Origin of the sequence: Photobacterium obscurum, assembly GCF_026191635.1 — a bacterium.
GTDB lineage: Bacteria > Pseudomonadota > Gammaproteobacteria > Enterobacterales > Vibrionaceae > Photobacterium > Photobacterium obscurum.
This window is the reverse complement of record NZ_JAKRRW010000003.1, coordinates 231,573-256,459: the sequence shown is the minus strand read 5'-3', so window position 1 is coordinate 256,459 and position 24,887 is coordinate 231,573. Positions and strand designations below refer to the sequence as shown.

The following is a 24,887-nucleotide window of genomic DNA, read 5'->3' as shown; positions in this document are numbered from 1 at the left end:
CTGATGATTAATTGATGGGTAAACGTTGAAACTGCTCATCTGATAACTGCATATAACCTGCGCGAGCAAATAAGCACTGTGAGGCCGTATTTGCTTTAAGTACCGTCGCATTAAGTGTGATATCCGGATGAATAGTATCAAGGTATTCAAGTGCCTTAAGCCCAAGTCCTTGTCCATGACAAGTAGGGTCAATAAATATAGACACTATATACTGGCCGTGACATTGCCTATTAAGACGAACAACACCAACAGGACATATTCCAACATTTTGTTTTTCATGTTCTAGAATGTAAAAAAAATGGCTTGGATCAGAAAGCTGTTTTCTCATCCAATCTAGGTGCTCTTCCCAAGTAGGTATCGATGGTATCAATGCATATTTCCTAGTTTCTGGCATTTGTTGCCAATCAAAAACTAGCTTTATATCACATTCAGTTGCAAGCCTCCCTGTGACTTTCCCGTTTCGTTCGCCGTTATCTGAATTCACTACCAACGACTGGATCTCACTAACAACACGACGAAGACCTAAGCCATCGCATAACATAAGGTTGCGAATTAGATAGTCTTCATAGTTGTTACACAGAATATCCAAGGCTACAGGCAACCTACTAACTATTTTGTCAAGTTCAACAGCAATAGATGCACCAGCATCAGTCAAATTCTGACAAATAGTTTGTTGATTGTCGGCTAATGGGACAATGATATTTGGTAATCCCATACAGGCCCGCTCCCAAGAGGTCGTTCCAGGGGCACCGATAGCAATAGTATGATCCAACATCAGCTGAGCCATATTATCGACAAAATCACACTGTTTAATCCAATTGCTATGCTGAGTCACAAAATCAAGCACCTCACCATAGTGTGGCGCTTGGGGGTTTATTATGACAGTTACAGACTCAATTAGTTTTTTTCGGGCAGATAACGCATGGAGCACCGCAAGTGTTGCATTGGGACTATCTACCCCTCCCATAGAAACCATAACTCGGTGCGCTTGAACTGGTAACTCAGTCCTCTCAATGGCTCTTTCACGTGATTGTGCAAAAAAAGGGTTTAACAGCGCATATTCGCAACCCAATAGCAATCTTGCAGACGAGACGAATAAATGCTGATACGATCCACCAGTCCGACCATAAGTTTGATCTAGTAAAAGATCACAATCATGATCTCTAGCCAAATCATCTATCGCCATTATTCGACAGCTATAATGGTTTCGAACTTGCGATTCCCAGAGCTTGTTCAACCCATAGTGATCTACGACAACAATATCAACAGCCTCAACCTGCTCTATAAAGCTAAGAGAATCATCCAGTTCCGATACTTGAAGCCAAGCCTTATAATCTGCAGTATGGGCTGGTTCTTGCCATTGTTCAGGTTGGATCAACTCACAGACGCTAAATCCTTGCCTACGCACAAACTCAATCATGTCTCCCTTCTGCGCGCGAGAGGCAAATTGTACACTATGCCCCTCTTTACGAAGAGCATTTGCCAACACCAAGCAACGCATCACGTGTCCACTGCCTATATGAAACGATGCATCAACTCTTATTGCTATTTTCATCGACCATCCCTAGACAGAAAAGCTGTGTACAAGGCTTCTGCATTCGTCCAATCTTCCAGCGTATCGATATCCTGAACTTCATTACGAGGTAGAAGAACGGCAAATGACCGATTGGAAAAAATAGGAAGGCCAGCTAAATAAGCATCTGCCGTCCCCCAGTAAAACTGTCCTGCATCGTGGTACGCTTCTTCCAGATCTTGCGAACGAGTATTGATATGTTCTGGCATAAACATCTCAACTGTTCCCTCGTTAGTCAGCTTGAGGCCGCGCTGAATAGGGAATGGAAAAGATGTTGCGCTAAATGCATAATCGTACCTCCCCCTTTTCAATGCCTCGAGACCAGAAACTAACGCTTCAGGCTTAACAAATGGCGCTGTTGCATAAATACAACACGCATACTCAATAAGGTCACCCTGCTGCTTGTACCAATTCAATGCATGGTTAATAACATCCATTGTAGTTGCATAATCATCTGCAATTTCAGAAGGACGAAGAAAGGGGACATCCGCCCCCCATTGTCTAGCAATGTCAGCGATCTCTTGATCATCCGTCGAGACAATCACCTGATCAAAACAACCTGATTTAAGCGCAGCTTCTATGGAATAAGCAATCATTGGCTTCCCATGAAAAAGCTTAATATTCTTTTTTGGGATCCGTTTACTTCCACCTCGAGCAGGAATAATCGCAACTCGCATTATTCGACCTCCAATACATGACGAAGAACTCGAACGACCTCATCTTGCTGCTGCTCAGTCATTAAATGGAACATTGGTAGAGAAATCGCTTCACGATAATAGTGCTCTGCGTGAGGATAATCACCAAGCTTGAAGCCCATTTCCTGGTAGTATGGCTGAGTATGCACTGGAATATAGTGAAGGTTCACTCCGATACCATTCTGTCTTAGTGAATCAAATACTTCGCGATGCGTTTTCGTTATTTTATCAAGGTCTAAACGGATTACGTACAAGTGCAAGCCTGAATAGGTTCCAGGTAGCTGATAAGGGAGCGTAACAGGAAGCTCAGCCAACAGTTGATTATAGCGTTTAGCCAAGCGATGTCTGGCTTCAACAAAATCATCCAAACGTGTCATTTGGCTGACACCTAAGGCAGCTTGAAGTTCAGTCATCCGATAATTGTAACCAAGCTCGACTTGTTGATAATACCAACCTCCATGAGACTCTATCGTCATCAAAGATTCATCGCGCGTGACCCCATGACTGCGCAGCAAATCCATTTTTTGAGCGAGCTCTGCACTATTAGTTAATGCCGCACCACCCTCTGCGGTAGTGACAATTTTTACTGGATGAAAACTGAATACCGTAATATCTGAGTACTTACAGTTACCTACAGGGTCACCCTCATATCTGCCCCCAATGGCATGGGATGCATCTTCAATAATCGCAAAACCATACTGTTCTGCTAAGCCTCGAATCGCTTTCATGTCACACGGTTGACCGCATAAGTGAACAGGAACAACAACTTTAGGTAAACAATTATTCTGCTGCGCTAGCTTCAATTTAGCCTCGAGAGCAACAGCGCACATATTGTATGTTTTTGGATCAATATCAACAAAATCAACCCGTGCACCACAGTAAAGCCCACAATTAGCAGAAGCGACAAACGTAATAGGCGTAGTCCATAGCCAATCCCCTTCACTTAACCCTAGAGCAAGACAGGCAATATGCAGTGCTGAAGTTGCACTATTAACGGCTATCGCATGTTCAGCACCAGTATGGTCCGTTAGTGATTTTTCAAATGCAGGAACTTGAGGGCCTTGCGTAAGAAAATCAGATTGTAGAACACTAATGACAGAATCTACATCTTGCTGGATAATTTCTTGTTTGCCATATGGGATCATGGTTGCTACTCACACTTCAAAGTTTGGATCAACGTGAGTTATGATTAGATCCCTGAGGGAGTCAACCGTTTCCCACTCTGTATTCGTTCCAGAATTGTACTTAAACCCAAACGGTACCTTTTCTGCTTTATGGTGATCCATGTACTCTTGTTCTGTATAAGTGAAAGATACTGAAGGCAAAATCGCATAGTGAGGACCTAAATCAATCGTGTTCAACGAGTCCGTGTCAGTAATCATTTCTTCGTGTAGCTTTTCCCCCGGACGAATACCCACAACTCGTTTATCACACTCAGGACCAACGGCTTCTGCAACATCTAAGATTTTATAAGACGGGATTTTTGGAATAAAAATCTCACCGCCAAGATGATTCTCGAGCGCAAACATCACAAGATTTACACCATCTTGTAATGAAATATTAAAACGGGTCATTTCTTCATGTGTGATAGGCAACACACCATCAGCCTTCTTGCTAATAAAGAAAGGAATAACGGATCCACGCGAACCCATAACATTTCCGTAGCGAACAACACTAAAACGGATATCTTTTGAGCCACGAATATTATTAGCAGCTGCAAACAATTTGTCAGATGCCAGCTTAGTTGCGCCATACAGATTAATCGGAGCACAGGCTTTATCCGTAGAAAGAGCTACGACATCTTTTACGCCACATGCAAGTGCAGCATGGATAACATTTTCCGCACCATCTACATTGGTTCGAATACATTCTGTTGGGTTATACTCAGCTGTATCAACCTGCTTAATTGCAGCAGCATGAATTATAACATCAACACCTTCGCATGCTTGCTTTAATCGTTCTCTATCACGTACATCTCCAATAAAAAAGCGAAGCTGAGGATAATCATATGCTGGGTATTGTTGCTTAATAACTGATTGTTTTAACTCATCACGAGAATAAATGATGATTTTCTTAACATCTGAATATCTTTCTAAAATAGTTTTTATAAACTGCTTACCAAAAGAACCTGTACCACCTGTAATTAATACCGTTTTATTATTTAGCATATATATATCCAACTTTTTACGTTTATTATTAGTGACTAATGGAGGGTTACATCAACATTAAGGCACCAAATCATCAAATCATGTATAATAAAGAATAAGTAAACTAACCTAAATCGCTCATACATTTTTAGACAAAATATAACTTTACTATATTCAGCTATTAAAAAGGCGCAATAATTTGCGCCTTTAATCATTAAATTGTTCTATTAATCAAAAAAGTTATTCTGACTTATAATTATAGTTGTAGTACCCATAATTTCCAGCATAATAACTACTTGCCTTTCGTACTACCGCATTCAATATAAAGCCTTTCGCTTCAATGCCGTTCTGTTCAAAACGCTGCTTGGTAACTTCAATTTCTTTCAGCGCATTTTGACCAAAACGACCGACTAACAATGTAGTTCCCGCGTGAACACCAACGATAGCTGGATCTGTAACAGCTAAAATAGGAGGAGTGTCAACGATTACAATATCGTAGGTTTCTGACGCCCAATCCATCAACTGTTTGAAGCGAGGGTGCATTAAAAGTTCAGACGGATTTGGTGGGGCTTCACCTCGACCGATAAAGTCCATACCTTCAACGCCCGGCTTTTTAATTAAACTTTCAATACATGTTTGACCACTCAGGAAATCAGACAAACCAGGCTTAGGGTTAATTGCCATCTGTTTTTCCATCCGACCTTTACGCATATCAGCATCAATAACCAATACCTTCTGACCAGATTTTGCGATAACAGCAGCCATGTTAGCTGATACAAATGATTTACCAATACCAGGGCTTGGTCCAGAAATCATTATGATATTGTTTTTTGCTTCCATCATAGCAAAATGTAAGCTAGTGCGAAGGCTACGAAGAGCTTCAATCGATAAATCTGCAGGGTTGGAAACCGCCAGTAAAGTTTCTTCTACCGTTAACTGTTTCTTACCTTTTTGTTTCTTTTCCAACTCAATTTGCCAATCAGACATAGGAATACTTGCATAAACAGGTAACCCAATGGCTTCTATTTCATCCGGGTTTTCCACACCACGGTGGAATATCGAACGAACCAGTGCCATAGCAACACCCAACATACCGCCCAAAAGCGTTGACAATACAACAATCAACGGTTTCTTAGGCTTTACTGCTTTTGTGTAGGATTGAGCGGCATCCAAAATACGCACATTGCCAACGGTGCTGGCTTTCACGATGTTCAGCTCTTGTACTTTATTGAGCAACTGCACATATATTTGCTGATTAACTTCAACATCACGAGTAAGACGCAAAATCTCACGCTGTGTTTTTGGTAATTTCTGAATTTGATTATTCAGACGCTCACGTTCATTCAGCAAAGTTTTACGCTTATCTAATAACGATATGTATGCAGGGTGTTCTTTTGTAAATCGTTGTGATACTTCACTCTCTTTAAAAGTCAACTCATTTAGCTGTGCTTCAATAGTTACCATAACATCTAGCGTTGATTTAGCCTCTAAGCCTAAATCAATCGACTCATTATCTTGACGATATCGATTTAGTTGATCTTCAGATGCTGTTAATTGGGTTTGTATATCAGGTAAGTGAGAACGAAGAAATTCCAAGCTGTTTTCAGCTTCTGCAGAATTACGCTCGACATTTTGTAGGAAGTAATTTTTGCTAATGTCATCCAATATATCTTCGATATCGTTACGATTTTCACCAGTAAGAGAGAGCTGTAAAATACCCGTTTGCTTGCCACGTTCACTAACTAATAAGTTATCTTGTACCCACTGGATAGCCTCGAGACGAGAACGTTTTTCAATAGTGAATGAGTCTCCAGACTCTGCCCTCAAGTGAGTTACAAACAGTTTAAAATCACCCTTTTGTCCTAATTCACCCACTTTGCCCCGCAACACTTGGTTGTCATTACTATCAACAACTTCATATGTACCGGTTTCTGAATCCAATACCGTTAAAGTATACGCCGGCTTTACAATATGACCCGGCACTTCAAAACGTGATATATCCAAGTCAATTTTATTGCCCTGAATACGTGCCAATCCCTTACCTATAATAGGTATATACTGTGGTGTTACAACGGTAGTCAAATTCAGTTTTTCAACAGTTTTTCCCAAAACCATCCTTGATTTGATAATTTCAACTTCTGTTGTGGCTGATGATTCACTGGAAAACAGCTCCCCCATGTCACCAAAAGCAGGCATTCCTGAACTTTTTGTTTCAACTTGTATAAGCGCATCAGCTTTGTATATTGGTGTAGCCAACAAGGCATAAGCTATACCAATAAAGGCAAAGATGAAAGTAATTGCGATAATATTCCAACGATTATCAAGTAGTATTCCAAACATCTTCCCCAGATCAATTTGATCTGAGTCCTGTTTGGTTTGAAGGTTTTGGGACACACTCATAAATTTTCTACTAAAATAGAGGGTTAAGGAAATTCCTAGTTCCTAATTCCTAGTTCCTAGAAAAGCTTAAATCTTTTAAACTGTCGTTATAGCTTCTTTGCCCATGCTTTAGCGGCATCTGCAATGAGACAGTATGCATGGTCAAAGGCCTCACGGCTTTGCCGATATGGATCTGGGATATCTTTCTGGCCGATCCACTGACCGAACAACATAGTTTTGCCACGAGCTTCAGGGGCAATATTGGTTACCGCTTCGATATGACCTTTTTCCATAACCAAAATCAGATCATAGTCACGACACAAACTGCTATCTAATTGTTGAGCAACATGTCCTTCAAGGCTAACACCATTATTAAGCGCCACTTCTGCCGCCATTTTGTCAGCCGGTTTTCCAACCAATGCGCCTACACCCGCGGACGCTATATGTTTATTTGGCAACAATCCTTTTAGTAAATACTCCCCAGACGGAGAGCGACAAATGTTGCCAACACAAACGACAAGAATTCGATTAAACATACTTACCAATTCCTCAATCGTAACGCGCCTTCAGTCAGGTCATTGAAACCTGAAATTGTCGGTAATAGCTGACGAACAACACGATTCCAGCGTGCGATTGGAGCTGCTGTCACATAAACAATATCATAAGGTTGTAACTCAAACTCAGTACCAATAACCAAGGCAGAGGCATCTTTGATGTTCAACTGATAAACATCAGCCAATGCACTTGAATTTATACCTGACTCGATGTTATTGCTACGAATAACAAATACGCCCGTTGCATCAGCAGATATCTCATTAATCCCACCTACATTGCTCAGTGCTTCAGTCAAACTCATGCCTGCACGGTCAATTTTTAGTAGCTTAGGATCATTAACTTCTCCCATCACAAAAACCTTTTGTGCATCATTACGTGGAACATGAACGATATCACCAGGGCGTAACAGACGATTTTGTGTTAAATCACCACGTTGCATTAACGCATAGAGTGACAATTTTTCTTCTATGCCGTTACGCGTCAATGTGATATTTCGCCAGTCAGCATCTGCACCAAGACCACCTGCACGGTTAATGGCATCAAGCAATGTTAGCGGCACATTAGTAATCGGTTGTTGACCAGGCTTATTCACTTCGCCTGTTATATATGACTTTTGTGAACGGAATGACGCAACATTAACATCAACCTGCGGGCTTTCGATATATTCTTTCAGTCGCTTTGCCATTTCATCACGGATTTCCGTAACAGTTTTACCCTCAACCTTAACAAGCCCTATATAAGGATAAAAGATCGTACCATCTGCATGAACCCAGTTACCTGATTCGCTTGAGCTGCGATAAGAACCTGCAGGAATGGTTAATTCTGGATGATCCCAAATGGTCACGTTAAGTATATCACCAGGACCGACACGGTACTGATAGCGGGCAACTTCAGCATCTAAACTAGGATTAGTTTTTGAAAAGGCTTGAGGCGATTTGAACTGATTTACGACACTCGCAGTGAGTGGATACACGTTAATTTGTTCAGAAATATCACTCTCTTCGCTTTGAATGTTGACAACGTTCTTGTCATCAACATAAAAATGAGAGCCGGGCACTGTGCAGCCTACCAGCATGGCAGAGGCCATTGCAGTGATTAAAAACTTCTTTGTGAAATCCATATTTATAAAGATTCAAATTAAAAGGTTTGATGGACTGCAGATGCAGCGAAGGGAGGAAGCAGGATCCTAGATCATAGTTCCTAAGTATTAGTATTGTGTTTTGAGAATTCATTCTATTCTCTAGGTGCTCGTTACCTGTTAGGTACTGGAATTTTTTTTAAGTAAAATGCTTCAGTAAACACCTTTATAAGATAAGCACTTTTTGATGGAATATTGGAATTTTCACACGCTACCGCCCTTAGGTTATAGCTCCCAATGTGCTTAATTTTCCATTTTTAGATTAGCGAGTCACGTCACTATGGCTCGAACTTACTGAGTATCATTTATGTTGATGCCCTTTCATAACTTGCTAAAAGCAGTTTCCGAAAAGATACCATCGTAAGCGACTAAATTTGGATGAAAATATTATTCGCCAACACAAAAACAGCGGCTATTTTACACAAAAATCTTCTTGATAGGAACTCAATTTTTAATGTGATTTTCACAACAAAAAACATCGCCTGATTGTAATTCATTGATCTTTATCATTTATAAATTGAATTAGACGTTTTTATGCAAGAACTGTCGGTATTGGTCTGAAACTTAACATTCAATATTAATCATCATGTTTTTATGAAATTTCACAGCATTACGAATGTTCATTTTTTGAACTAAGCGCAATTACTTCTATGACTCTTTGTACTGATCCATTGCTATCAACCTCGCTTGGCCATATCATTATAGCTAAGAGTGTTATTCACTCTTTTTATGTTTTTTTATAAAAAAAAGGGAATAGGATGAAAAAGACCGCAATTGCTCTGCTAGCTGCAATGTCAATGGCTAGCTCTGCGTTTGCTGCTACTGAAACAGCAGGTTCAGCAGGCGCTACTTCATCAGCATCTACTGCTGGTGCAACAACATCAACAGCAGCGACCGCTGGTACAACAGGTGCAGCAGCAGGTACTGCTGGTGCTACTGCTGCAGCGGCTGGCGGTATCACTGCTACCGCAGTAGCAGCAGGTGTAGCTGTTACTGTAGCTGCTGTAGCTGTTGCTGATTCAGGTAGCAGCAACAACACAACAACTTCTGTTTCTGCAGCTCAAAGCTAATACGCTTTAAGCAATAAAAACTAAGAAATAGCTGTGTATTCCATAACCGCACTTCAGTGCGGTTATTTTTACACTTAACGTGCTAAGTTAAACCACTAAAAAACCACAAATTCTCACTATTTGCCCTTGCAGGGAGTTCACCGCTAGGATGCAGTTACTACAACGCTTAATTCTTCTTGTCTCAGTGGTACTCATTTCGACAAGTCTTACCGGTTGCAGCCAAAAATTCAATGATGTCAATGACACCATGAAGCTCGCTATCCTTGGTGATGCTGATGCCGAGCTCAATGCTGATGATATTACTAGCCTTCCCTATGCCAGTATCTATGCTCGTATTGATGATGGCCCACAAGCTTTCATGGTACTTGCACTAGCAGAACCATCGCCAGCTTTTGGTAAAAAACCAACCAATCCGAAATCTATTCAGCCTACAGTTACTCAACTAAAATGGCTTTCATCTGACAGCGGTATGCTGGTCACCGAACATGGCCGCTTGGTCAAAACCCTAAACCTGCCACAAGGCAACTTGATAGAGACCGAGAGCATTCAGCCTGATCCACTTCAGCTAGGCCTTCATTTAAGTACGACCCCTTTAACCTGGCAACGACAAATTGATTGGCAACCGGGTTATCATTATGGCTATACATTGACATCAACTTTTACCCGCCAAGATGACGCAGTTGTGATGATCAACCAACACCCTGTGGAAGTGATTTACGTTACTGAAACAGTCATGGTTAATGACCTTGATATCAACTACCAGAATGAATTCTGGCTCGATCCCAAAACCGGGAAAGTACTCAAATCACGCCAGAAAATTGCGCCAGGGTTGCCTTCTATCGATATCACCCTGCTAAAACCGTATTCATGAGTTAAGGGACGCTAAATGAAATTACTATCTTTCACTGCCCTAAAGTCATCTTACCTAACTAGGCAAGTAGTTCTTGGGTTAAGTCTCGCATGTTACATCTTTACTAGTTCAGTAGTGGCTGCAAAACCTGACACTGTTACTTCCGAAGCAATAACAACTGAAGCAAAAATTAATTCGGTTACTGTGATGCTGACCAGCTCACAATCTCAGTCTCAGCAATTACAGCTGCATTATCCAACGCCAGTGCGTTTACAGCAAATTCTGGCTGATAGCCAAGCCAACCTATCGCAACTTCTTGTTAACTCTGACCAAACTGGAAGGCCTATTTATTGGACAGGTGCAGGTGTATTTACTGCTTTCCCACACCCTGATAAAGCAAATGTCCTTAATCAATTGAACACCCTCGTCCAGCAAGCAGAACGTGAGGTACTGGTAGGCTTAAAGAACACACTAGACGCCTTAGCCATCGGCCAGCGTGTTTTCACGCCTCTCGATTATGACCACGTGCGGATCAATAAAGCGGATAACCCACTTGTTAAGCAGAATCTGACTTTGGTATTACCTCCCCGCCCATCTACTGTTCTCGTGTTAGGGGCTGTTCACAAACCTCAATATTTATCGTGGCAAACGCGCAAGGGTGCTGATGATTACCTAAAGCAAGCACAACCTGCTGATATAGCAGATAACAGTGTCGCGACCGTGATCCAGCCTGACGGCAATGTGGAACAACACCCGATTGCCTATTGGAACCATAACCATAGAGATATCGCCCCAGGTGCGATTGTCTACCTGGGCTTTTCATCTTTACCGTCAGGTTATAAAGATCTCAATGATGCCATCATCAACTTACTAAGGAACCGGGCCCTGTGATGCACCCTGCTGTTAAAACCTCTTTATCGGCCATCACACTGGCCATGCTGCCTGTGCTCAACAGTCAGGCAGATGAATTTAGTTACCCACAATTCACCCCCTCCCAGTCTGATTTTGGAGGGGTGGGTTTAATCCAAATGCCATCAGGGCGAGTCGCCACTGAAGGCGAGTTCACGGCAGGTGCAACCTATAATGATGAATACCATCATTATGCCGTTTCGCTACAACTGCTGCCGTGGCTAGAAACGACTATTCGATACACGCTGGTACAGGATCTATTTTATAGTGACGATCCTGATTTTAGTGGCGATACCAAATACACCGATAAAGGTATCGATTTTAAAATCCGCCTGCTCGAAGAAAGTTACTGGCTCCCTGAAACCTCCATTGGCGTCCGTGACTTTGGGGGGACCGGTCTGTTTGACGGCGAGTACATTGCGGCGAGTAAACATGTGGGCCCATTTGATTTCACTGTCGGTGTCGGTTGGGGCTATATGGGTAATAGCGCGAATTTAACCGGTAATAAATCGACAAGTGCTGACTGTAACCGAAATACCGAATACAAGGGTAAAGGTGGCAGTGTTGATTTTGACCGCTGGTTCAGTGGCTGTAGTGCCATCTTTGGAGGGGTGGAATATCAAACTCCATGGGCACCGCTGCGCCTAAAAGCCGAATACGACGGTAATGACTATGCCAGTGACTTCCCAGTGACCCGTGGCGGCATCGATATGTCGCAAGACAGCAAGTTCAACTACGGTGCACTGTATCGTCTCGGCAACTGGGGGGATTTACGGTTGAGCTATGAGCGTGGAAATACCTGGACTTTCGGTTTTAACCTCAATACCAACTTTAATGATCTCAAAGCGATTTGGCGTGACGAACCGATGCCGGCTTATCAGAGTAAATCCGGTGATAGCGAACTGAGCAATACTGACTGGCAACAACTGGCCCAAGATCTTCATCAAATTGCCGGTTATGAAGATCCGACCATTTACGCCAATGATGACACCATCACGGTCGTGGCGCCGCAAACTAAATACCGTGACCGCAACGAGGCACATCAGCGCGCTGCCACGGTAATCGCCAACCAAGCGCCCAATACCAATGAATACCGCCTGATTGAAACCTCAAATCATCAGGCCATTACCGAAACCCGCATCGACAGCGAGCAATACGCCAAAGTGGCCCAGTATGAGTACTTTGGTGCCAAAGTCGAAGACAGCTCAAATGTCAGCACACCAGAAGCCCCACAAGGTGCTCTGATGGCCAGGTCGGATAAAGCGTGGGATGTCAGTGTCGCGCCTACCCTGCAACAATCGATTGGGGGCTCCGAGAACTTCTACATGTTTAACATCGGCATCAACGCCGGCGCGAACTACTGGTTTGGCGATAATGTGGAAGTCGGTGGCTCGGTCTACTTCAATCTGTATGACAACTATGACAAGTTCCTGTACGAAGTCCCGCCAGATGGTACCGACCTCAAGCGTGTCCGTACTTTGGTGCGCCAGTACATCAACGATAACCCGGTGCGGATGGACAACCTTCAGCTGACTTGGATGGATCACCTGGGCGACAACTGGTACAGCCAGGCCTATGGTGGCTACCTGGAGATGATGTTCGGGGGCGTCGGTGGCGAAGTGCTTTACCGCCCGCAAGGTAGCAACTGGGCTATCGGGATGGATGCCAACTACGTCATCCAACGTGATCCGGATTCACAGTTCGGCTTCTTCACTGAAGAAGTGCAGTTTGACCCGCTGACAGGTCGTAACTATCGTGTTCAGACCGGGGCGATGACAGGCCATGTGACGGCTTACTATCAACCACAGTGGGAATGGTTACCGAACACCTTGTTCAAAGTCAGTGCCGGCCAGTACCTGACTGAAGATAAAGGCTTCACGGTAGATTTCTCGAAGCAATTCGACAGCGGTGTAATTGCTGGAGCCTTTGTGGCACAAACCAACCTATCTGCGGAAGAGTTCGGCGAAGGCAGCTACAACAAAGGCTTCTACGTGTCGATTCCGTTTGACATCATGACCGTGAAACCAAGTACCAACCGTGCAACGATTTCTTGGCTACCGCTGAGTCGTGATGGCGGTCAGATGCTGAACCGCAAATACAGCCTATATAGCGTGACCGATGCCCGCTCACCGTGGTACGGTCGCAAGGCATTGAACTAACCGTTCACCGCTAAGGCTAAAGGTTTAAAGCAAAACGGCTCGAAGATGCCTGTCATCTTCGAGCCGTTTTTTATCTATCGATAATGTGTCACCAAGTTGAATAACACCCGGAGAATCACACCTCAAACCGCCCTATTCTGCATTCCTCTCACCCACGCCTCAAGCATCGTCCCAACCCTCACCTCAATCATCATTGCAACCGATTGTGCAAATAGCTGGGCCCATTAACCAAGGATAGAGCTAAGCGTAATAAGCTGAAATGTAAGGACTTAGTTATCGCCCACTTCAAGAGAGACACTCGGTGATGATTTTTACCGGTTAAAAGACAATATGTTGACCGAAAAGCTAATCGTACTGAATATGATAAGTCTCAATACAGCGAGAGCGATTCTTGTTTCCCTATACAACCATTCTCTACAATGTTCAATTAATAATCACACTCAAAGTAGTGACTTTGTGCGAAAAAAAAACAATTTTTTGCAGACATATTCTAATTTTGCTCTAAAATAACTAATAACCACTTTGTCATTAATTAATGATGACGACAAAATTATAAAAATAAGAATATTCAAACTCACAACAACTTTGTAGACGAGGTTAAAGAGCATGTTCAGGAGTTATGCTCACTTTTCAGTGAACCACCCTTTTATGCACAAGGCTAACTTACTGATAGTTCTTGGAATTTTTGCAATTAGTTGTTACCAACTACTTGCCAATGAAAATATTGAATATGCTGCTGGCTTTATATTAGTCATGCTTCCCGTTTTTATATTTGCGAAATCATCTGATTATAAACGTAAATACTTAGGCTCAGATAAGTAGACGCAAAATATTAACACCAAGTATGCAAAAACATTCACAAAAAAAAGGCGCCATAACGATGGCGCCTTTTTTATTATCTTTTTTTGATGCTTTATTTATAAGTATTTAAATAATAATGACTTATAAAGCTCATTATTATATACCCAGCCCATCCACGGCGTTCAATGAGAGCGACGGGGGATAATACGCCTATAACGCGTCCTGCTGTAGCTGAGTCCACATTTCTTTGACTATCAACTGATCAGCGGGATTAAGCTCTGATTGTGCTTGTGTCAAACTGGCATCAACAGCCTGATTCATCGCTTCTAATGAGCTGATCCCTTCCATCTCGCAGTTGGCCGCTGACAGTGAAATGTGTCCGCGTAGGTAACCACCAGCAAATAGCTCATCATCTGATGCAGTTTCAACCATCTGATCAATCAGGGTTAGCAGCTTCTCTTCATATTGCTGGATCATATTTTTACTCTTTATCAATCTTTTAGGGTTTCGATCCTAGAACCAAGCGGTTGGCACTAGAAGCTCAATATCTTTACTCGCACCACTCAACTCGTTGCGACTCACGAAAGTCTGCTGGTTGAAGGGGGGCGATTTGGTAATGCTCACGTAACGCGTCTGACAAAGTTTTTGCGCGCTCTGGCATACCCTGCGCGAGATAGAGCAATACCTGCTCTCGTACCTTATTGGTAAAGCCGATTCGGTCAGGCTCACAATTGCCGCTCAGGTTATCACAGCTCACCTGAAATCGAAAACCACAACTGGCCGACAAGATCCACTCAACAGCCTGAGGATTAATTTCGACTTTCTCAAATTCGGCCTGCACTTCTTCGGTACGGCCGTCCGGCTCATACCAGTAGCCATAATCCTCAAGCAACCTACGCTTCGGCCCAGCAATACACCAGTGAGCGATTTCATGTAACGCTGAGGCAAAGTAGCCTCGTGCAAAAATGATACGGTGATGCTGATGCTCATTATCCGCTGGCAAATAAATGGGTTCATCACCACCAAGCAGCAGCTCGGTGTTAAAGGTTGTTAAGAAGGTTTGATTGAAGACTTGGATAAGATCGTTGTAGTTATGGGGCATGACTTAAATTATGTATTTCTGAAGATGAGAGGATTATATAGGAAACTTGCCTCCAGGGGACCAGATCCCCTGGAGCCAGCTTCTAGTAAGCTTTAGTACTCATCAACCTCGTCCAAGAAGTCATCCATAAACTCTTCATCTTCCGGCTCTTCAGCGACCTGTTTACCACCGGTGGCACGGAAGTTCTTGTTCTGAATATAAGCGTCACGCGTAAAGATGTACGGATCCGGGGAGTCACGCAATATGCCTTCTTGGTTCACCAGCGCAGCGCGATCTTCCATACCTTCGAAGGCCCATTTACCTAAGCTCTGCCAGAAGGTGAGCAAGTTAAGCGGGAAATACAGACCGTCAACGGTATCGCCGACCCCTTCACGCAGGGTGATGGGACCATAGAGCGGTACCATGAAATACGGCCCGTTGCTGACACCGTAGTAGCCCATTGAGTCGCCAAAAGCACGATTGCTCGGTTTGGTGATATCTGCCGCGGTGGCGATATCGATCAAGCCGGCCAAACCAAAGGTGGTGTTGATCCAAAAGCGGTTAAAGTGGGTAACAGCTTGCTCGCCCTCCAGCATGATGATGCTGTTGACCATATTCGCCGGCTCATCAAGGTTAGCCAGGAAGTTACGAATGCCGGTTCTAACTGGTGATGGCACATAGTCAACATAGGCCAGAGAAACAGGACGAGCTAGATAAGGGTCGAGGTAATCATAGTTCAGCTCCCACATTGCCCGGTTGAAGCCTTCAAACGGGTCGTAGGTGCCGCTGACATTATACTGAGCGTCCTGCTCGGCGTATTCAGCATTCGTCTCCGTAAATTCTTGTTGGTGAGTCGCGTCTTGGCTTGAAGATGTCTCACTTTTAGGGGTCTCGGCACAGCCAGAAAGACCTAAAACAAGAAACAGAGATAAAAGGGTTATTCTTTTCAAAAGGTTATTCCATAGAAATAGAAAAGCAGACAAGATACCAAGCTATACAACTATTTGACCAATCAGCGAGAATTAAAAGGCTCAGAGACAAGGCACTTGATTGCAGCTGGATGCCGATCCAACAAAATCAAGTAACGATGTATCTGAGCACTTTAAACTCGCCCTACGGGAATCAATCAGCAAGTTAATAACAGCTTCAAATCATTTCAATGTAACTTACTATATCTTCAACAATTTGATTTGTTCTAAACTCGCTGATTGGTTCTGATTCGTCCAAATAGTTGTATAGCTTGGTATTATATTATCCAGCCTGCTGTATTTGTTCCAGTGTTGTAATCAGTTATGCAATTAGTATTGCTTATTAATCACAACATTTGTGGAGCTGCCTAACGAAATCACATCGCTCTGACCGTACCAGTCGCCCTGCTTGGTCATCACATTACCGTCGGTATCAATGCGTGCTTTAACAATCATCTTTGGTAGCGACGACATCAGACGTTCCGGGATCATGCTGTCACTGTCACTCAGCGTTAACGCCATTGGGAACTGAGATAGCGGTATACGGCGCGCAGCCACTGGCATCGGCGCACCATCTGCCGAGTGAACGGAAATAATCACGATCCCCTGAGAAGGCAAGGTAACCGATGGATCCAGCTCTACATTCACTGATACGGTAGACGCCGTATTAGCCGCCTGATTGGTTGCCTGAGAGAGCTGTGCCTGCGCTCGTTCAATACTGCGGTTCAGCATTTGCGCACGAGGATCATCTTCACCGATCATCTGCTTCATCATGGTCCAGTAAGACACGGCCTGGGCATAATCACCACGCTCAAAGGAATCAAACGCCAATAAAGACATCGCACGAATATTGGTGTGATCCTGCTTAATCACACTACGCAGCAACTGACGCGCGTAGTCGCTTTGCGCGGGATCGCCAATCATCATCAGTGTCTGAGCATAGCTTAGCTGAATTTCAGGGTTACCCGGCTCTAGCGCATAGGCACGCTTCATCGCGCCCTGTGCTGTATCGGCATCACGGTTGGCCATACCAATACGACCCAATAGCAACCAGCCTGTGGCATCTTTAGGGTTGTCATGCAAACGAGTACGCAGTGCCAGCGTCAGATCGTTCATCTCGTCATCGCTCAGCGGCTCGGCATTTTGCTCATCCATCAGGCGCTTGGATAGCTCAGGCAGGCGCTCTACCGTTTGCTGCCAGGATTCGACCTTATCAAGATTACCGACAGTGAAGTACATCCCGTAACAAACACCCACCAGCATAATCAAACCCGGGATCAACATTGCGGTGCTGACCTTGGTGCTCTGCTGTACAGATTGCTCGGGCACATCATCAAGCAAAGACTTCTGCAATTCGGAAACCAATTCGTCCTGGTTTACGACCAGACCTTCGTTGCTTTCTTCCTGTAGCTCGTCAATACGATCTTTAAAGAAGGCTTTGTTTAGCTCGTCTCGGCTTGCTACATCATCTTGTGCTTTGCCATACAACATTGGCACAACAAAAATAGCAGCAGCAATCAGAACCAATACAACGGTTATTAGCCAAAACAACGTCATTACTTCACCTTCCCGTCTTGACTTGGTTTTTGCTGTTCAATTTCTTCCAGCAGCGATTTCAGGCGTTGCTCTTCATCGGCGGCCAACTCGGCCTTATCAGATGTCTCTGCCGTTTTACGAGAGCGCATAACCAATACCGTAAAGCCAATCAGAACAAATAGCAGCGGACCTGCCCAGAGGATCACTGTCGAGACCGTCATCGGTGGATCGTAGGTGACAAAATTACCGTAACGGGCAATCATGTAATCAATCACATCCTGCTCGCTCTTTCCCTCACTCAGCAAGTCAAACGCCTTCTGGCGCATATCTTTCGCTAGCTCGGCATTCGAGTCGGCAATATTGTTGTTTTGACATTTCGGACAGCGCAACGTCGCCGTTAAATCGCGGAATGCTTTTTCCTGCTCAGCCGACTCAAACTCATAGACATCAATTGCTGCCATCACCGGAAGTGCAGCAGCAAAGATCAGCCCTACCGCGAGTAACATGGCACTAATTCGTTTCATCATCCCTTCGCTTCCTCCAGCAGAGCCTGGTACATCGGCTCGAGCGTATCAGCCCAGTTGCGCTCATTCACATCACCAACATGGCGATAGCGAACAATGCCATTGGCATCAATCATGAACGTCTCCGGTGCACCGTAAACGCCCAGATCCATACCTAGCATACCGTTACCGTCAAACAGGCTGTGAATGTACGGGTTACCCAATTCATTGAGCCAGCGAACCGCTTTCAGGCGATCATCTTTATAGTTCAGACCGATGATCTTCACACCATTGCTTGCCAATTCGTTAAGATAGGTATGCTCAGCATAACAAGTCGGGCACCAGGTTGCCCATACGTTAAGCAGCAGCGGCTCGCCTTTGAAGATATCCTGCTCATACAGCTTGCCCGCCTCGACCAAATCTTCCAGCTTGAAATTAGGTACCGGCTTACCGACAAGCACAGATTCCAGCTTAGTTGGATCATCACCGTCCGCATTGCGGGTCAGCTGAACCATAAAGACCATCGCTAAGCCCAGGAAGAGTACCAATGGTACAAACAACAATTTCTTATTCATCAGTTAACCTCAGCCTGCTTCGCAACTGCTTTGCCACTGGCAATTTTTGCTTTCTTACGGAAACGGTAGCGCTTGTCACTGATCGCTAAGGCACCGCCCAGCGCCATCAGCACAGAACCAAACCAAATCCAGTTAACAAACGGCTTGAAGTAGATACGGACCGCCCACGCGCCATCGCCTAGTTTCTCACCCATCGCCACATACAAGTCGCGGGTAACACCACTGTCGATAGCCGCTTCGGTCATCATCGAGCCGGCTGTACTATAAAAGCGTTTCTCGGCGTGCAGCGTGGTCACATATTTACCATCGCGGGTGATATTGAAGTCAGCAATATAGCCGTCATAGTTCGGACCATCGGCATCACGCAGGCCAGCAAAGTTAAAATCATAACCCTGTACCTGCATGGTTTCACCCGGTGCCAGACGAACATCACGCTCGATATCATAGTTAGAAACCAGCGTCATACCGATCACAGATACTGCCAGACCAATGTGACCCAGCACCATCGCCCAGTGACTACGACCTAGTTTACCTAAACCCGTCATCAGTGTATGGCGATGTGTCGCACGTTGATACAGCTCAAAGCCATGCATCATTACAATCCAGACCGCCATCACCAACCCCAGCACCGCCATCGGCTCAAGGGTGTCGGCAAATAACATAATTGCCAAGAATGAGAACGGCAGAGTGATCGCACCAGAGATAATCATCGGCTTGCGGATGCTCGACATATTGTCACGCTTCCAGCGAACCAGCGGACCGATGCCAAGAATGAAGGCAAACGGGATCATCAACCAGGTAAACAAGGTATTGAAGAACGGTTCGCCAATAGACACCGAGCCCAAACCAATCTGCTTATGGACCAGCGGTAGCAAGGTACCAATCAGTACGACCAGCAGGCCTGCAACCAGTAACAGGTTATTGGCCAGCAATAGGTTTTCACGTGAAAACAGGCTGTAGTTGCCGCGTGCACGGATTTGACCACCGCGAAGTGCATATAGCAGCAAAGAGCCACCAATAACAACCACAAGGAAACCAAGAATGAACATACCGCGTGCCGGATCAGAGGCAAAGGCATGAACCGATACCAACACGCCAGAACGCACCAGGAAGGTACCCAGTAAGCTCAGCGAGAAAGCAGAGATCGCCAGCAATACGGTCCAGGCCTTAAACGTGCCGCGCTTTTCGGTTACCGACAATGAGTGCATTAGTGCCGTACCGGCTAGCCAAGGCATAAAGGAGGCATTTTCGACCGGATCCCAGAACCACCAGCCGCCCCAGCCAAGCTCGTAATAGGCCCACCATGAACCCAGTGCGATACCCAGCGTCAGGAATGACCAAGCCGCAATCGTCCATGGACGAGACCAGCGTGCCCAAGCCGTATCCAGACGGCCTGTCATTAGCGAAGCAATCGCAAAAGCAAAGGCCACAGAGAAACCGACATAGCCCATGTACAGCATTGGCGGGTGAATGATCAGACCCGGGTCCTGCAGCAGTGGGTTGAGGTCGCGGCCATCAACCGGGAAAAAAGGCAAAGTACGCAGGAACGGATTAGACGTCACAATAATAAACAGCAGGAAGCCCACTGAAATCATGCCCATGACGGCCAATACACGAGACACCGACTCAAGCGGCATACCACGGCTGAACATAGCAACTGCCGCCGCCCACATTGCCTGGATCAGTACCCACAGCAACAGTGAACCTTCATGTGCACCCCAGACGGCCGTAATGCGGTAGTACCACGGCAACAGGCTGTTGGAGTTACTGGCCACGTAGGAGACCGTAAAGTCGTTGGTATAAAATGCCCAGCACAGTACAACGAACGAGGTCAGCAGCATCCCGAAGACACCATAGGTCAGCGGGCGCGCCATTCTCATCATCGACTGGTTACCGACAGAGGCTCCATACAATGGATAGATACTTGCGAGGATTGATAAACCCAGCGCAACAATCAGGCTAAAATGGCCTATTTCTGCAATCATTGAACACTACCCTGCTTCTGTTCTTCAGTGTATTGAAGAGGTTCATGGGTTTTCTGCATCGCTTCAGCCACTTCAGGTGGCATGTACTCTTCATCGTGCTTAGCCAGTACTTCGTGCGCTTCGATAGTTGTTGGGTCAACCAACACACCCTGCGCCACGATGCCCTGACCTTCACGGAACAGATCCGGCAAAATACCGTCATATTTGATGGTAACGGCTGGGCCCACATCGGCCACATCAAAGCGAACTTCCAGTGACTGAGGATCACGCTTTACCGAACCGGCAACAACCATACCGCCAATACGCAGACGCTGGCCTACTTCCGGCTTGGTACCATCAGGCTTGCCCTGTACCAGTTCAGTCGGAGTATAGAACAAGTCCATATTCTGATTTAACGCATACAGCATCAAACCAACGGTTGCGCCGAGGCCCAGAACCAACGCCAATAATAACGTCAGGCGTTTTTTACGTCTCGGGTTCATAGTGTGTTCTCCAGTTTTTTCGCTTCTTTAATACGGTGCTCACGAGCGATTTTGTTCTTGATCTCTGCCGCTAAACGGCGTTTTTTACTCAGGCTTGAAAATAAAATCCATAACAGGGCAACAAAGGAAATCCCATAGGCTCCCCATACGTAAGAGGCGTAGCCACCCATGGCTAAAAAGTCACTGAAAGATTCAAAATGCATGATGGCCTCACTTCATTAATTCGCGTACCCAAGGGCGATGGCTTTCACGGGCAATAATTTCGTTACGAAGACGCACCAGCGTCACCGCCCCAAAGAAACAGGCAAAGCCGACAATATTCAATAGCAGCGGCCACAGCATCGAGCTATCCATTGACGGTTTATCAAATTTAGTAATCGTCGCGCCCTGATGCAGGGTATTCCACCACTCAACCGAGAAATGGATAATTGGCAGGTTGATCACCCCGACAATCGCCAGAATACCCGCCGCTTTGGCCGCGGTTTTCTGATCGTCGAACGCGCTGTAGAGGGCAATGACGCCCAGGTACAGGAACAGCAGGATCAGCTCAGAGGTCAAACGGGCATCCCATACCCACCATGCACCCCACATTGGCTTGCCCCAGATAGCACCGGTTAGCAGAGCGATTACCGTGAAAACAGCACCAATCGGCGCCATTGCAGCAGCAGCCATGTCCGACAAGCGGATCTGCCAGACTAGACCAATAAAAGCCGCAATCGCCATCGACATGTAGGCACCCATCGACCAAATGGCGGCAGGAACATGCAGATAAATGATCCGGAAACTATCACCTTGCTGGTAATCCGTCGGGGCAAACATTAATCCCCAGATCGTTCCACCAATGATCCCCAATAAGGCAATAATGGAGAACCAAGGTAACAAGGTACCGCATAGACGGTAGCAATTTTCAGCTTTCGCGTAGGGATGTAACCACTTCCACATAGTTCTGCTCTACTCAGTGTAATAGTTGTAAATTCGTCTAACTTCATACCATCGTTCATTCGTTATCGAACGGTGGTAGTAAAAAGAAAATCATCATTGATTTTCAACCTCAAAAGATAAATACCCCTGTTTGGTTATTTACACTTCTGATTAACCTGTTCTTGTTTTAACTCAAGAAAAGGCTCTTTAATACTAGGCTTAACGCCTAATCATTGCACACTGATGCGTAATGATGCTGCCACGGCAAACGGCGCCAAGGTCGCCGAGCCCACCAGCATCGCCCCCATTAGTGCGAGCTGTCCGTTAAACGCCATGCCCAGGCTGGCTGCGTCTATCGCCGAGGTAGCAAAGATAAGCACAGGTATATAGAGCGGCAAAATAAGCAAACTCAACAATACCCCGCCTTTTCTTAGCCCCACAGTCAGAGCGACCCCAATCGCTCCGAGAAAGCTTAACGTTGGCGTACCAATCAACAAGGTCAGTACCACCGCTTTCCAGGTTGCCCAGTCCAGCGATAACAAAATCGCCAGCAGTGGGCTGATAATTAACAGCGGCACGCCGGTCAGTACCCAGTGCGCGACCATTTTAGCAAACGCCAGTACCGGCAACGGTGTCGGCATCAGTAGCATTTGTTCCAGCGAGCCATCAACAAAGTCATCCCGGAACAACCGCTCCAACGATAACAGCGCCGCCAGCAATGCAGCCACCCAGACAATGCCTGGTGCAATACGAGCCAGCAAATTAGGCTCCGGTCCTACCCCTAATGGAAACAGGGTGATCACAATAATAAAAAACCACAATGGGTTAAATACATCAGCCTGACGACGAAACGCAATCAGCAGTTCGCGTCGAATGACCTGAATAATAGCGCTTAGCATTCTGAACTACTGCCCCAACTTTATCTTCCGTAAATGGTTACTATCTGTAAACATGTCCTGGTGGGTGGTTAACAACACCATACCGCCCCGCTCGACATGCGACAGGAATAACCGTTCCAGCACTTTGACGCCTTGTTTATCAATCGCCGTCAAAGGTTCGTCCAAAATCCACAGCTTATGGTTGCTGATCCACAGGCGCGCCAGGGCAACGCGGCGCTGCTGGCCGGCGGACAACTGACCGGCAGGGACATCTTCACGTCCCGCCAGGCCGACATGTGCCAGTGCCTGCCATAAGCTATCGTCCCCCGTTACCTGTGGTTCTCCGGTCAAATCACTTTCTTCGGCGTCAGTATGCATAGCCTGAAAGAATGCCAGGTTCTCAAACGCTGTCAGTTCGCGCTTAACACCGGTCTGGTGACCAAGAAACAGCAACTCCTGATGATAATCTTCCCGTGCTGATTCAATATTCTCTTTTTTCCAGCACACGGTACCGCTGTCTGCTCGTCCAAGACCTGCAATAATCCTAAGCAAGGTCGTCTTTCCTGCGCCGTTATGTCCCTCGATCTGAACCAGTTCTCCAGAGGAGACGGAAAAGTTCAGCTCATCGAACAACAGCCGCTCATCGCGGACACAGCTTAAATCTTCTACAGACAACATATAAAATGATGTATCCTAGGTGACACAATTAAGCTCGCATATTACCACACTGGCTTATAATTTTGTTAGACACCCAGTTGTATAGATTCATCACTTAGGCAGGTAAATGTGACCTCCATACGTATCGACAACCCGCAACCGTCTGCTTTAACTAAGAATGGACAACTTCATCTTAATAAAGTGCCAGAGAATGAGACAAATCATAAATTATCTCAACCAGTTAGTTCCACCCCACAGTTACAGGGCCAGCAACCCCAGCTAAATCAAATATTAATGCAATTGAATGTGCTGCAACGAATTTTTACAACTTTCACAGCCCATTCATCGACTTCAACCTCTCCGGTTCCCACGGTTGTCGCCAATTTATGGTCGCAGTTGCTACTGCCGCAAAACCAATCCGTACTCATCCAGTGGTTGCAGCAAGGTGCCGGAAAGCAGGCTTTAGCTCAGCTGCTTCAGCAATCCACCCAGGCTGACGGCCCGTTGAAGCAGTGGCTGCAGGAGATGCCAGCCGATAAACGAGAAGAATTTAAGGCCCTGCTCAAGCTCGCGGCCGAACAACGGCTTGCTCTGGCCGCCAAAGAGCCAACCGTCAGAGATCCGAGTGCCAGAGAACTCAACATCAAAGACAGTGAACAGACTCTACTGCAGTTGAACCTGCTGCAGCCTAATGGCCGGGAGCTGAAACTGTCGGTTGAAAGGGATCCCTACTCCGGCGCAAAGAATAAAGCTGGAAACCGTCCGCAGTGGACCATCAAATTAGCCCTGCCTGTTGGCCAACACGATGTCGTGCATGCAGCGGCAATCTGGGATCAGCATAAACTGGTGCTTGGCTTTGAAACTGAGAATGCCCACCTACTAAAGCGCACCGAATCTCTCTCCCCCTTGCTATACGATCGATTAGCGGTACTAGGGATCCGCTGTGAACCGGCGACTTTTAAAGTCCGCCAACCCAACGCAATAGAGCAAAAAGTTGAAGGGCTATCAATTTTGGTATGAAGCTG

24 protein-coding genes are annotated in these 24,887 nt (G+C 45.6%); 5 read left to right on the top strand and 19 right to left on the bottom strand.

Annotated elements, in window-relative coordinates:
- Positions 1 to 7: 7 nt before the first annotated feature.
- From pseG to MD588_RS05340, 7 genes are all read right to left on the bottom strand, one after another.
- Complete coding sequence (pseG, locus tag MD588_RS05370) at positions 8 to 1,555, bottom strand: UDP-2,4-diacetamido-2,4,6-trideoxy-beta-L-altropyranose hydrolase (RefSeq protein ID WP_265695910.1); 1,548 nt, start codon at positions 1,553 to 1,555, stop codon at positions 8 to 10.
- Positions 1,552 to 2,250 carry a pseudaminic acid cytidylyltransferase gene (gene pseF / locus MD588_RS05365; RefSeq protein WP_265695909.1) on the bottom strand — a complete coding sequence of 233 codons (699 nt, stop codon included), beginning with the start codon at positions 2,248 to 2,250 and terminating at the stop codon, positions 1,552 to 1,554. Before pseF ends, pseG begins: the two co-directional genes overlap by 4 nt.
- Positions 2,250 to 3,413, bottom strand: coding sequence for a UDP-4-amino-4,6-dideoxy-N-acetyl-beta-L-altrosamine transaminase (pseC, locus tag MD588_RS05360; protein ID WP_265695908.1), 1,164 nt, complete (start codon positions 3,411 to 3,413; stop codon positions 2,250 to 2,252). The genes pseF and pseC overlap by 1 nt, the downstream gene beginning before the upstream one ends.
- 9 nt (positions 3,414 to 3,422) lie before the next feature.
- Entirely contained in the window at positions 3,423 to 4,436 is a 1,014-nt protein-coding gene (gene pseB / locus MD588_RS05355) for a UDP-N-acetylglucosamine 4,6-dehydratase (inverting) (RefSeq protein WP_265695907.1), read from the bottom strand.
- Between the two features lie 219 nt (positions 4,437 to 4,655).
- Complete coding sequence (locus MD588_RS05350; RefSeq protein WP_265695906.1) at positions 4,656 to 6,815, bottom strand: polysaccharide biosynthesis tyrosine autokinase; 2,160 nt, start codon at positions 6,813 to 6,815, stop codon at positions 4,656 to 4,658.
- Positions 6,816 to 6,901: 86 nt separating this feature from the next.
- Entirely contained in the window at positions 6,902 to 7,330 is a 429-nt protein-coding gene (locus MD588_RS05345) for an arsenate reductase/protein-tyrosine-phosphatase family protein (protein WP_265695905.1), read from the bottom strand.
- A 2-nt stretch (positions 7,331 to 7,332) separates the two neighbouring features.
- Positions 7,333 to 8,469, bottom strand: a complete 1,137-nt coding sequence (locus MD588_RS05340) for a polysaccharide export protein (RefSeq protein WP_265695904.1) — start codon at positions 8,467 to 8,469, stop codon at positions 7,333 to 7,335.
- Positions 8,470 to 9,245: 776 nt separating this feature from the next.
- On the opposite strand from MD588_RS05340, the gene MD588_RS05335 reads away from it, so the two are divergent.
- The 4 genes from MD588_RS05335 to MD588_RS05320 all read left to right on the top strand — a co-directional run bounded on the left by MD588_RS05335 (position 9,246) and on the right by MD588_RS05320 (position 13,475).
- On the top strand, positions 9,246 to 9,557 hold the full coding sequence (locus MD588_RS05335; RefSeq protein ID WP_265695903.1) for a hypothetical protein: 312 nt from the start codon (positions 9,246 to 9,248) through the stop codon (positions 9,555 to 9,557).
- 148 nt (positions 9,558 to 9,705) lie between these two features.
- Positions 9,706 to 10,428 carry a YjbF family lipoprotein gene (locus tag MD588_RS05330; RefSeq protein ID WP_265695902.1) on the top strand — a complete coding sequence of 241 codons (723 nt, stop codon included), beginning with the start codon at positions 9,706 to 9,708 and terminating at the stop codon, positions 10,426 to 10,428.
- A 186-nt stretch (positions 10,429 to 10,614) separates the two neighbouring features.
- Entirely contained in the window at positions 10,615 to 11,298 is a 684-nt protein-coding gene (locus MD588_RS05325) for a capsule biosynthesis GfcC family protein (protein ID WP_265695901.1), read from the top strand.
- Complete coding sequence (locus tag MD588_RS05320) at positions 11,298 to 13,475, top strand: YjbH domain-containing protein (RefSeq protein WP_265696103.1); 2,178 nt, start codon at positions 11,298 to 11,300, stop codon at positions 13,473 to 13,475. Before MD588_RS05325 ends, MD588_RS05320 begins: the two co-directional genes overlap by 1 nt.
- A gap of 1,011 nt (positions 13,476 to 14,486) precedes the next feature.
- Here the strand turns inward: MD588_RS05320 and MD588_RS05315 are convergent.
- From MD588_RS05315 to ccmA, 12 genes are all read right to left on the bottom strand, one after another.
- A complete protein-coding gene (locus MD588_RS05315) occupies positions 14,487 to 14,753 on the bottom strand; it encodes a YfcL family protein (protein WP_265695900.1) in 267 nt (88 codons plus the stop codon).
- A 73-nt stretch (positions 14,754 to 14,826) separates the two neighbouring features.
- A complete protein-coding gene (locus MD588_RS05310; protein WP_265695899.1) occupies positions 14,827 to 15,378 on the bottom strand; it encodes an elongation factor P hydroxylase in 552 nt (183 codons plus the stop codon).
- 92 nt (positions 15,379 to 15,470) lie between these two features.
- Positions 15,471 to 16,307: an MlaA family lipoprotein gene (locus MD588_RS05305; protein WP_265695897.1), complete on the bottom strand. Its 837-nt coding sequence runs from the start codon at positions 16,305 to 16,307 to the stop codon at positions 15,471 to 15,473.
- Between the two features lie 348 nt (positions 16,308 to 16,655).
- A complete protein-coding gene (gene ccmI, locus MD588_RS05300; protein WP_265695896.1) occupies positions 16,656 to 17,882 on the bottom strand; it encodes a c-type cytochrome biogenesis protein CcmI in 1,227 nt (408 codons plus the stop codon).
- Positions 17,882 to 18,388, bottom strand: a complete 507-nt coding sequence (locus tag MD588_RS05295) for a cytochrome c-type biogenesis protein (protein ID WP_407676543.1) — start codon at positions 18,386 to 18,388, stop codon at positions 17,882 to 17,884. The genes ccmI and MD588_RS05295 overlap by 1 nt, the downstream gene beginning before the upstream one ends.
- On the bottom strand, positions 18,385 to 18,939 hold the full coding sequence (locus MD588_RS05290) for a DsbE family thiol:disulfide interchange protein (RefSeq protein ID WP_265695895.1): 555 nt from the start codon (positions 18,937 to 18,939) through the stop codon (positions 18,385 to 18,387). Before MD588_RS05290 ends, MD588_RS05295 begins: the two co-directional genes overlap by 4 nt.
- Entirely contained in the window at positions 18,939 to 20,924 is a 1,986-nt protein-coding gene (locus MD588_RS05285; RefSeq protein WP_265695894.1) for a heme lyase CcmF/NrfE family subunit, read from the bottom strand. The genes MD588_RS05290 and MD588_RS05285 overlap by 1 nt, the downstream gene beginning before the upstream one ends.
- Entirely contained in the window at positions 20,921 to 21,406 is a 486-nt protein-coding gene (ccmE, locus tag MD588_RS05280; RefSeq protein WP_265695893.1) for a cytochrome c maturation protein CcmE, read from the bottom strand. Before ccmE ends, MD588_RS05285 begins: the two co-directional genes overlap by 4 nt.
- Positions 21,403 to 21,609: a heme exporter protein CcmD gene (gene ccmD / locus MD588_RS05275; protein WP_265695892.1), complete on the bottom strand. Its 207-nt coding sequence runs from the start codon at positions 21,607 to 21,609 to the stop codon at positions 21,403 to 21,405. Before ccmD ends, ccmE begins: the two co-directional genes overlap by 4 nt.
- Before the next feature lie 7 nt (positions 21,610 to 21,616).
- Complete coding sequence (locus tag MD588_RS05270) at positions 21,617 to 22,348, bottom strand: heme ABC transporter permease (RefSeq protein WP_265695891.1); 732 nt, start codon at positions 22,346 to 22,348, stop codon at positions 21,617 to 21,619.
- A gap of 209 nt (positions 22,349 to 22,557) precedes the next feature.
- Positions 22,558 to 23,226 (bottom strand): heme exporter protein CcmB, encoded by a 669-nt coding sequence (ccmB, locus tag MD588_RS05265; protein WP_265695890.1) that lies wholly within the window; start codon positions 23,224 to 23,226, stop codon positions 22,558 to 22,560.
- 6 nt (positions 23,227 to 23,232) lie between these two features.
- Entirely contained in the window at positions 23,233 to 23,883 is a 651-nt protein-coding gene (gene ccmA / locus MD588_RS05260; protein WP_265695889.1) for a cytochrome c biogenesis heme-transporting ATPase CcmA, read from the bottom strand.
- A gap of 285 nt (positions 23,884 to 24,168) precedes the next feature.
- Here ccmA and MD588_RS05255 point away from each other — a divergent pair, with 285 nt between their 5' ends.
- Positions 24,169 to 24,882, top strand: a complete 714-nt coding sequence (locus tag MD588_RS05255; protein ID WP_265695888.1) for a hypothetical protein — start codon at positions 24,169 to 24,171, stop codon at positions 24,880 to 24,882.
- Positions 24,883 to 24,887: the final 5 nt, after the last annotated feature.

Excerpts from the sequence above, each read along its gene's own strand:
- pseG (WP_265695910.1), bottom strand. The coding sequence starts at position 1,555 with ATGAAAATAGCAATAAGAGTTGATGCATCGTTTCATATAGGCAGTGGA.
- pseF (WP_265695909.1), bottom strand. The coding sequence starts at position 2,250 with ATGCGAGTTGCGATTATTCCTGCTCGAGGTGGAAGTAAACGGATCCCA.
- pseC (WP_265695908.1), bottom strand. The coding sequence starts at position 3,413 with ATGATCCCATATGGCAAACAAGAAATTATCCAGCAAGATGTAGATTCT.
- pseB (WP_265695907.1), bottom strand. The coding sequence starts at position 4,436 with ATGCTAAATAATAAAACGGTATTAATTACAGGTGGTACAGGTTCTTTT.
- MD588_RS05350 (WP_265695906.1), bottom strand. The coding sequence starts at position 6,815 with ATGAGTGTGTCCCAAAACCTTCAAACCAAACAGGACTCAGATCAAATT.
- MD588_RS05345 (WP_265695905.1), bottom strand. The coding sequence starts at position 7,330 with ATGTTTAATCGAATTCTTGTCGTTTGTGTTGGCAACATTTGTCGCTCT.
- MD588_RS05340 (WP_265695904.1), bottom strand. The coding sequence starts at position 8,469 with ATGGATTTCACAAAGAAGTTTTTAATCACTGCAATGGCCTCTGCCATG.
- MD588_RS05335 (WP_265695903.1), top strand. The coding sequence starts at position 9,246 with ATGAAAAAGACCGCAATTGCTCTGCTAGCTGCAATGTCAATGGCTAGC.
- MD588_RS05330 (WP_265695902.1), top strand. The coding sequence starts at position 9,706 with ATGCAGTTACTACAACGCTTAATTCTTCTTGTCTCAGTGGTACTCATT.
- MD588_RS05325 (WP_265695901.1), top strand. The coding sequence starts at position 10,615 with ATGCTGACCAGCTCACAATCTCAGTCTCAGCAATTACAGCTGCATTAT.
- MD588_RS05320 (WP_265696103.1), top strand. The coding sequence starts at position 11,298 with ATGCACCCTGCTGTTAAAACCTCTTTATCGGCCATCACACTGGCCATG.
- MD588_RS05315 (WP_265695900.1), bottom strand. The coding sequence starts at position 14,753 with ATGATCCAGCAATATGAAGAGAAGCTGCTAACCCTGATTGATCAGATG.
- MD588_RS05310 (WP_265695899.1), bottom strand. The coding sequence starts at position 15,378 with ATGCCCCATAACTACAACGATCTTATCCAAGTCTTCAATCAAACCTTC.
- ccmI (WP_265695896.1), bottom strand. The coding sequence starts at position 17,882 with ATGACGTTGTTTTGGCTAATAACCGTTGTATTGGTTCTGATTGCTGCT.
- MD588_RS05295 (WP_407676543.1), bottom strand. The coding sequence starts at position 18,388 with ATGATGAAACGAATTAGTGCCATGTTACTCGCGGTAGGGCTGATCTTT.
- MD588_RS05290 (WP_265695895.1), bottom strand. The coding sequence starts at position 18,939 with ATGAATAAGAAATTGTTGTTTGTACCATTGGTACTCTTCCTGGGCTTA.
- MD588_RS05285 (WP_265695894.1), bottom strand. The coding sequence starts at position 20,924 with ATGATTGCAGAAATAGGCCATTTTAGCCTGATTGTTGCGCTGGGTTTA.
- ccmE (WP_265695893.1), bottom strand. The coding sequence starts at position 21,406 with ATGAACCCGAGACGTAAAAAACGCCTGACGTTATTATTGGCGTTGGTT.
- ccmD (WP_265695892.1), bottom strand. The coding sequence starts at position 21,609 with ATGCATTTTGAATCTTTCAGTGACTTTTTAGCCATGGGTGGCTACGCC.
- MD588_RS05270 (WP_265695891.1), bottom strand. The coding sequence starts at position 22,348 with ATGTGGAAGTGGTTACATCCCTACGCGAAAGCTGAAAATTGCTACCGT.
- ccmB (WP_265695890.1), bottom strand. The coding sequence starts at position 23,226 with ATGCTAAGCGCTATTATTCAGGTCATTCGACGCGAACTGCTGATTGCG.
- ccmA (WP_265695889.1), bottom strand. The coding sequence starts at position 23,883 with ATGTTGTCTGTAGAAGATTTAAGCTGTGTCCGCGATGAGCGGCTGTTG.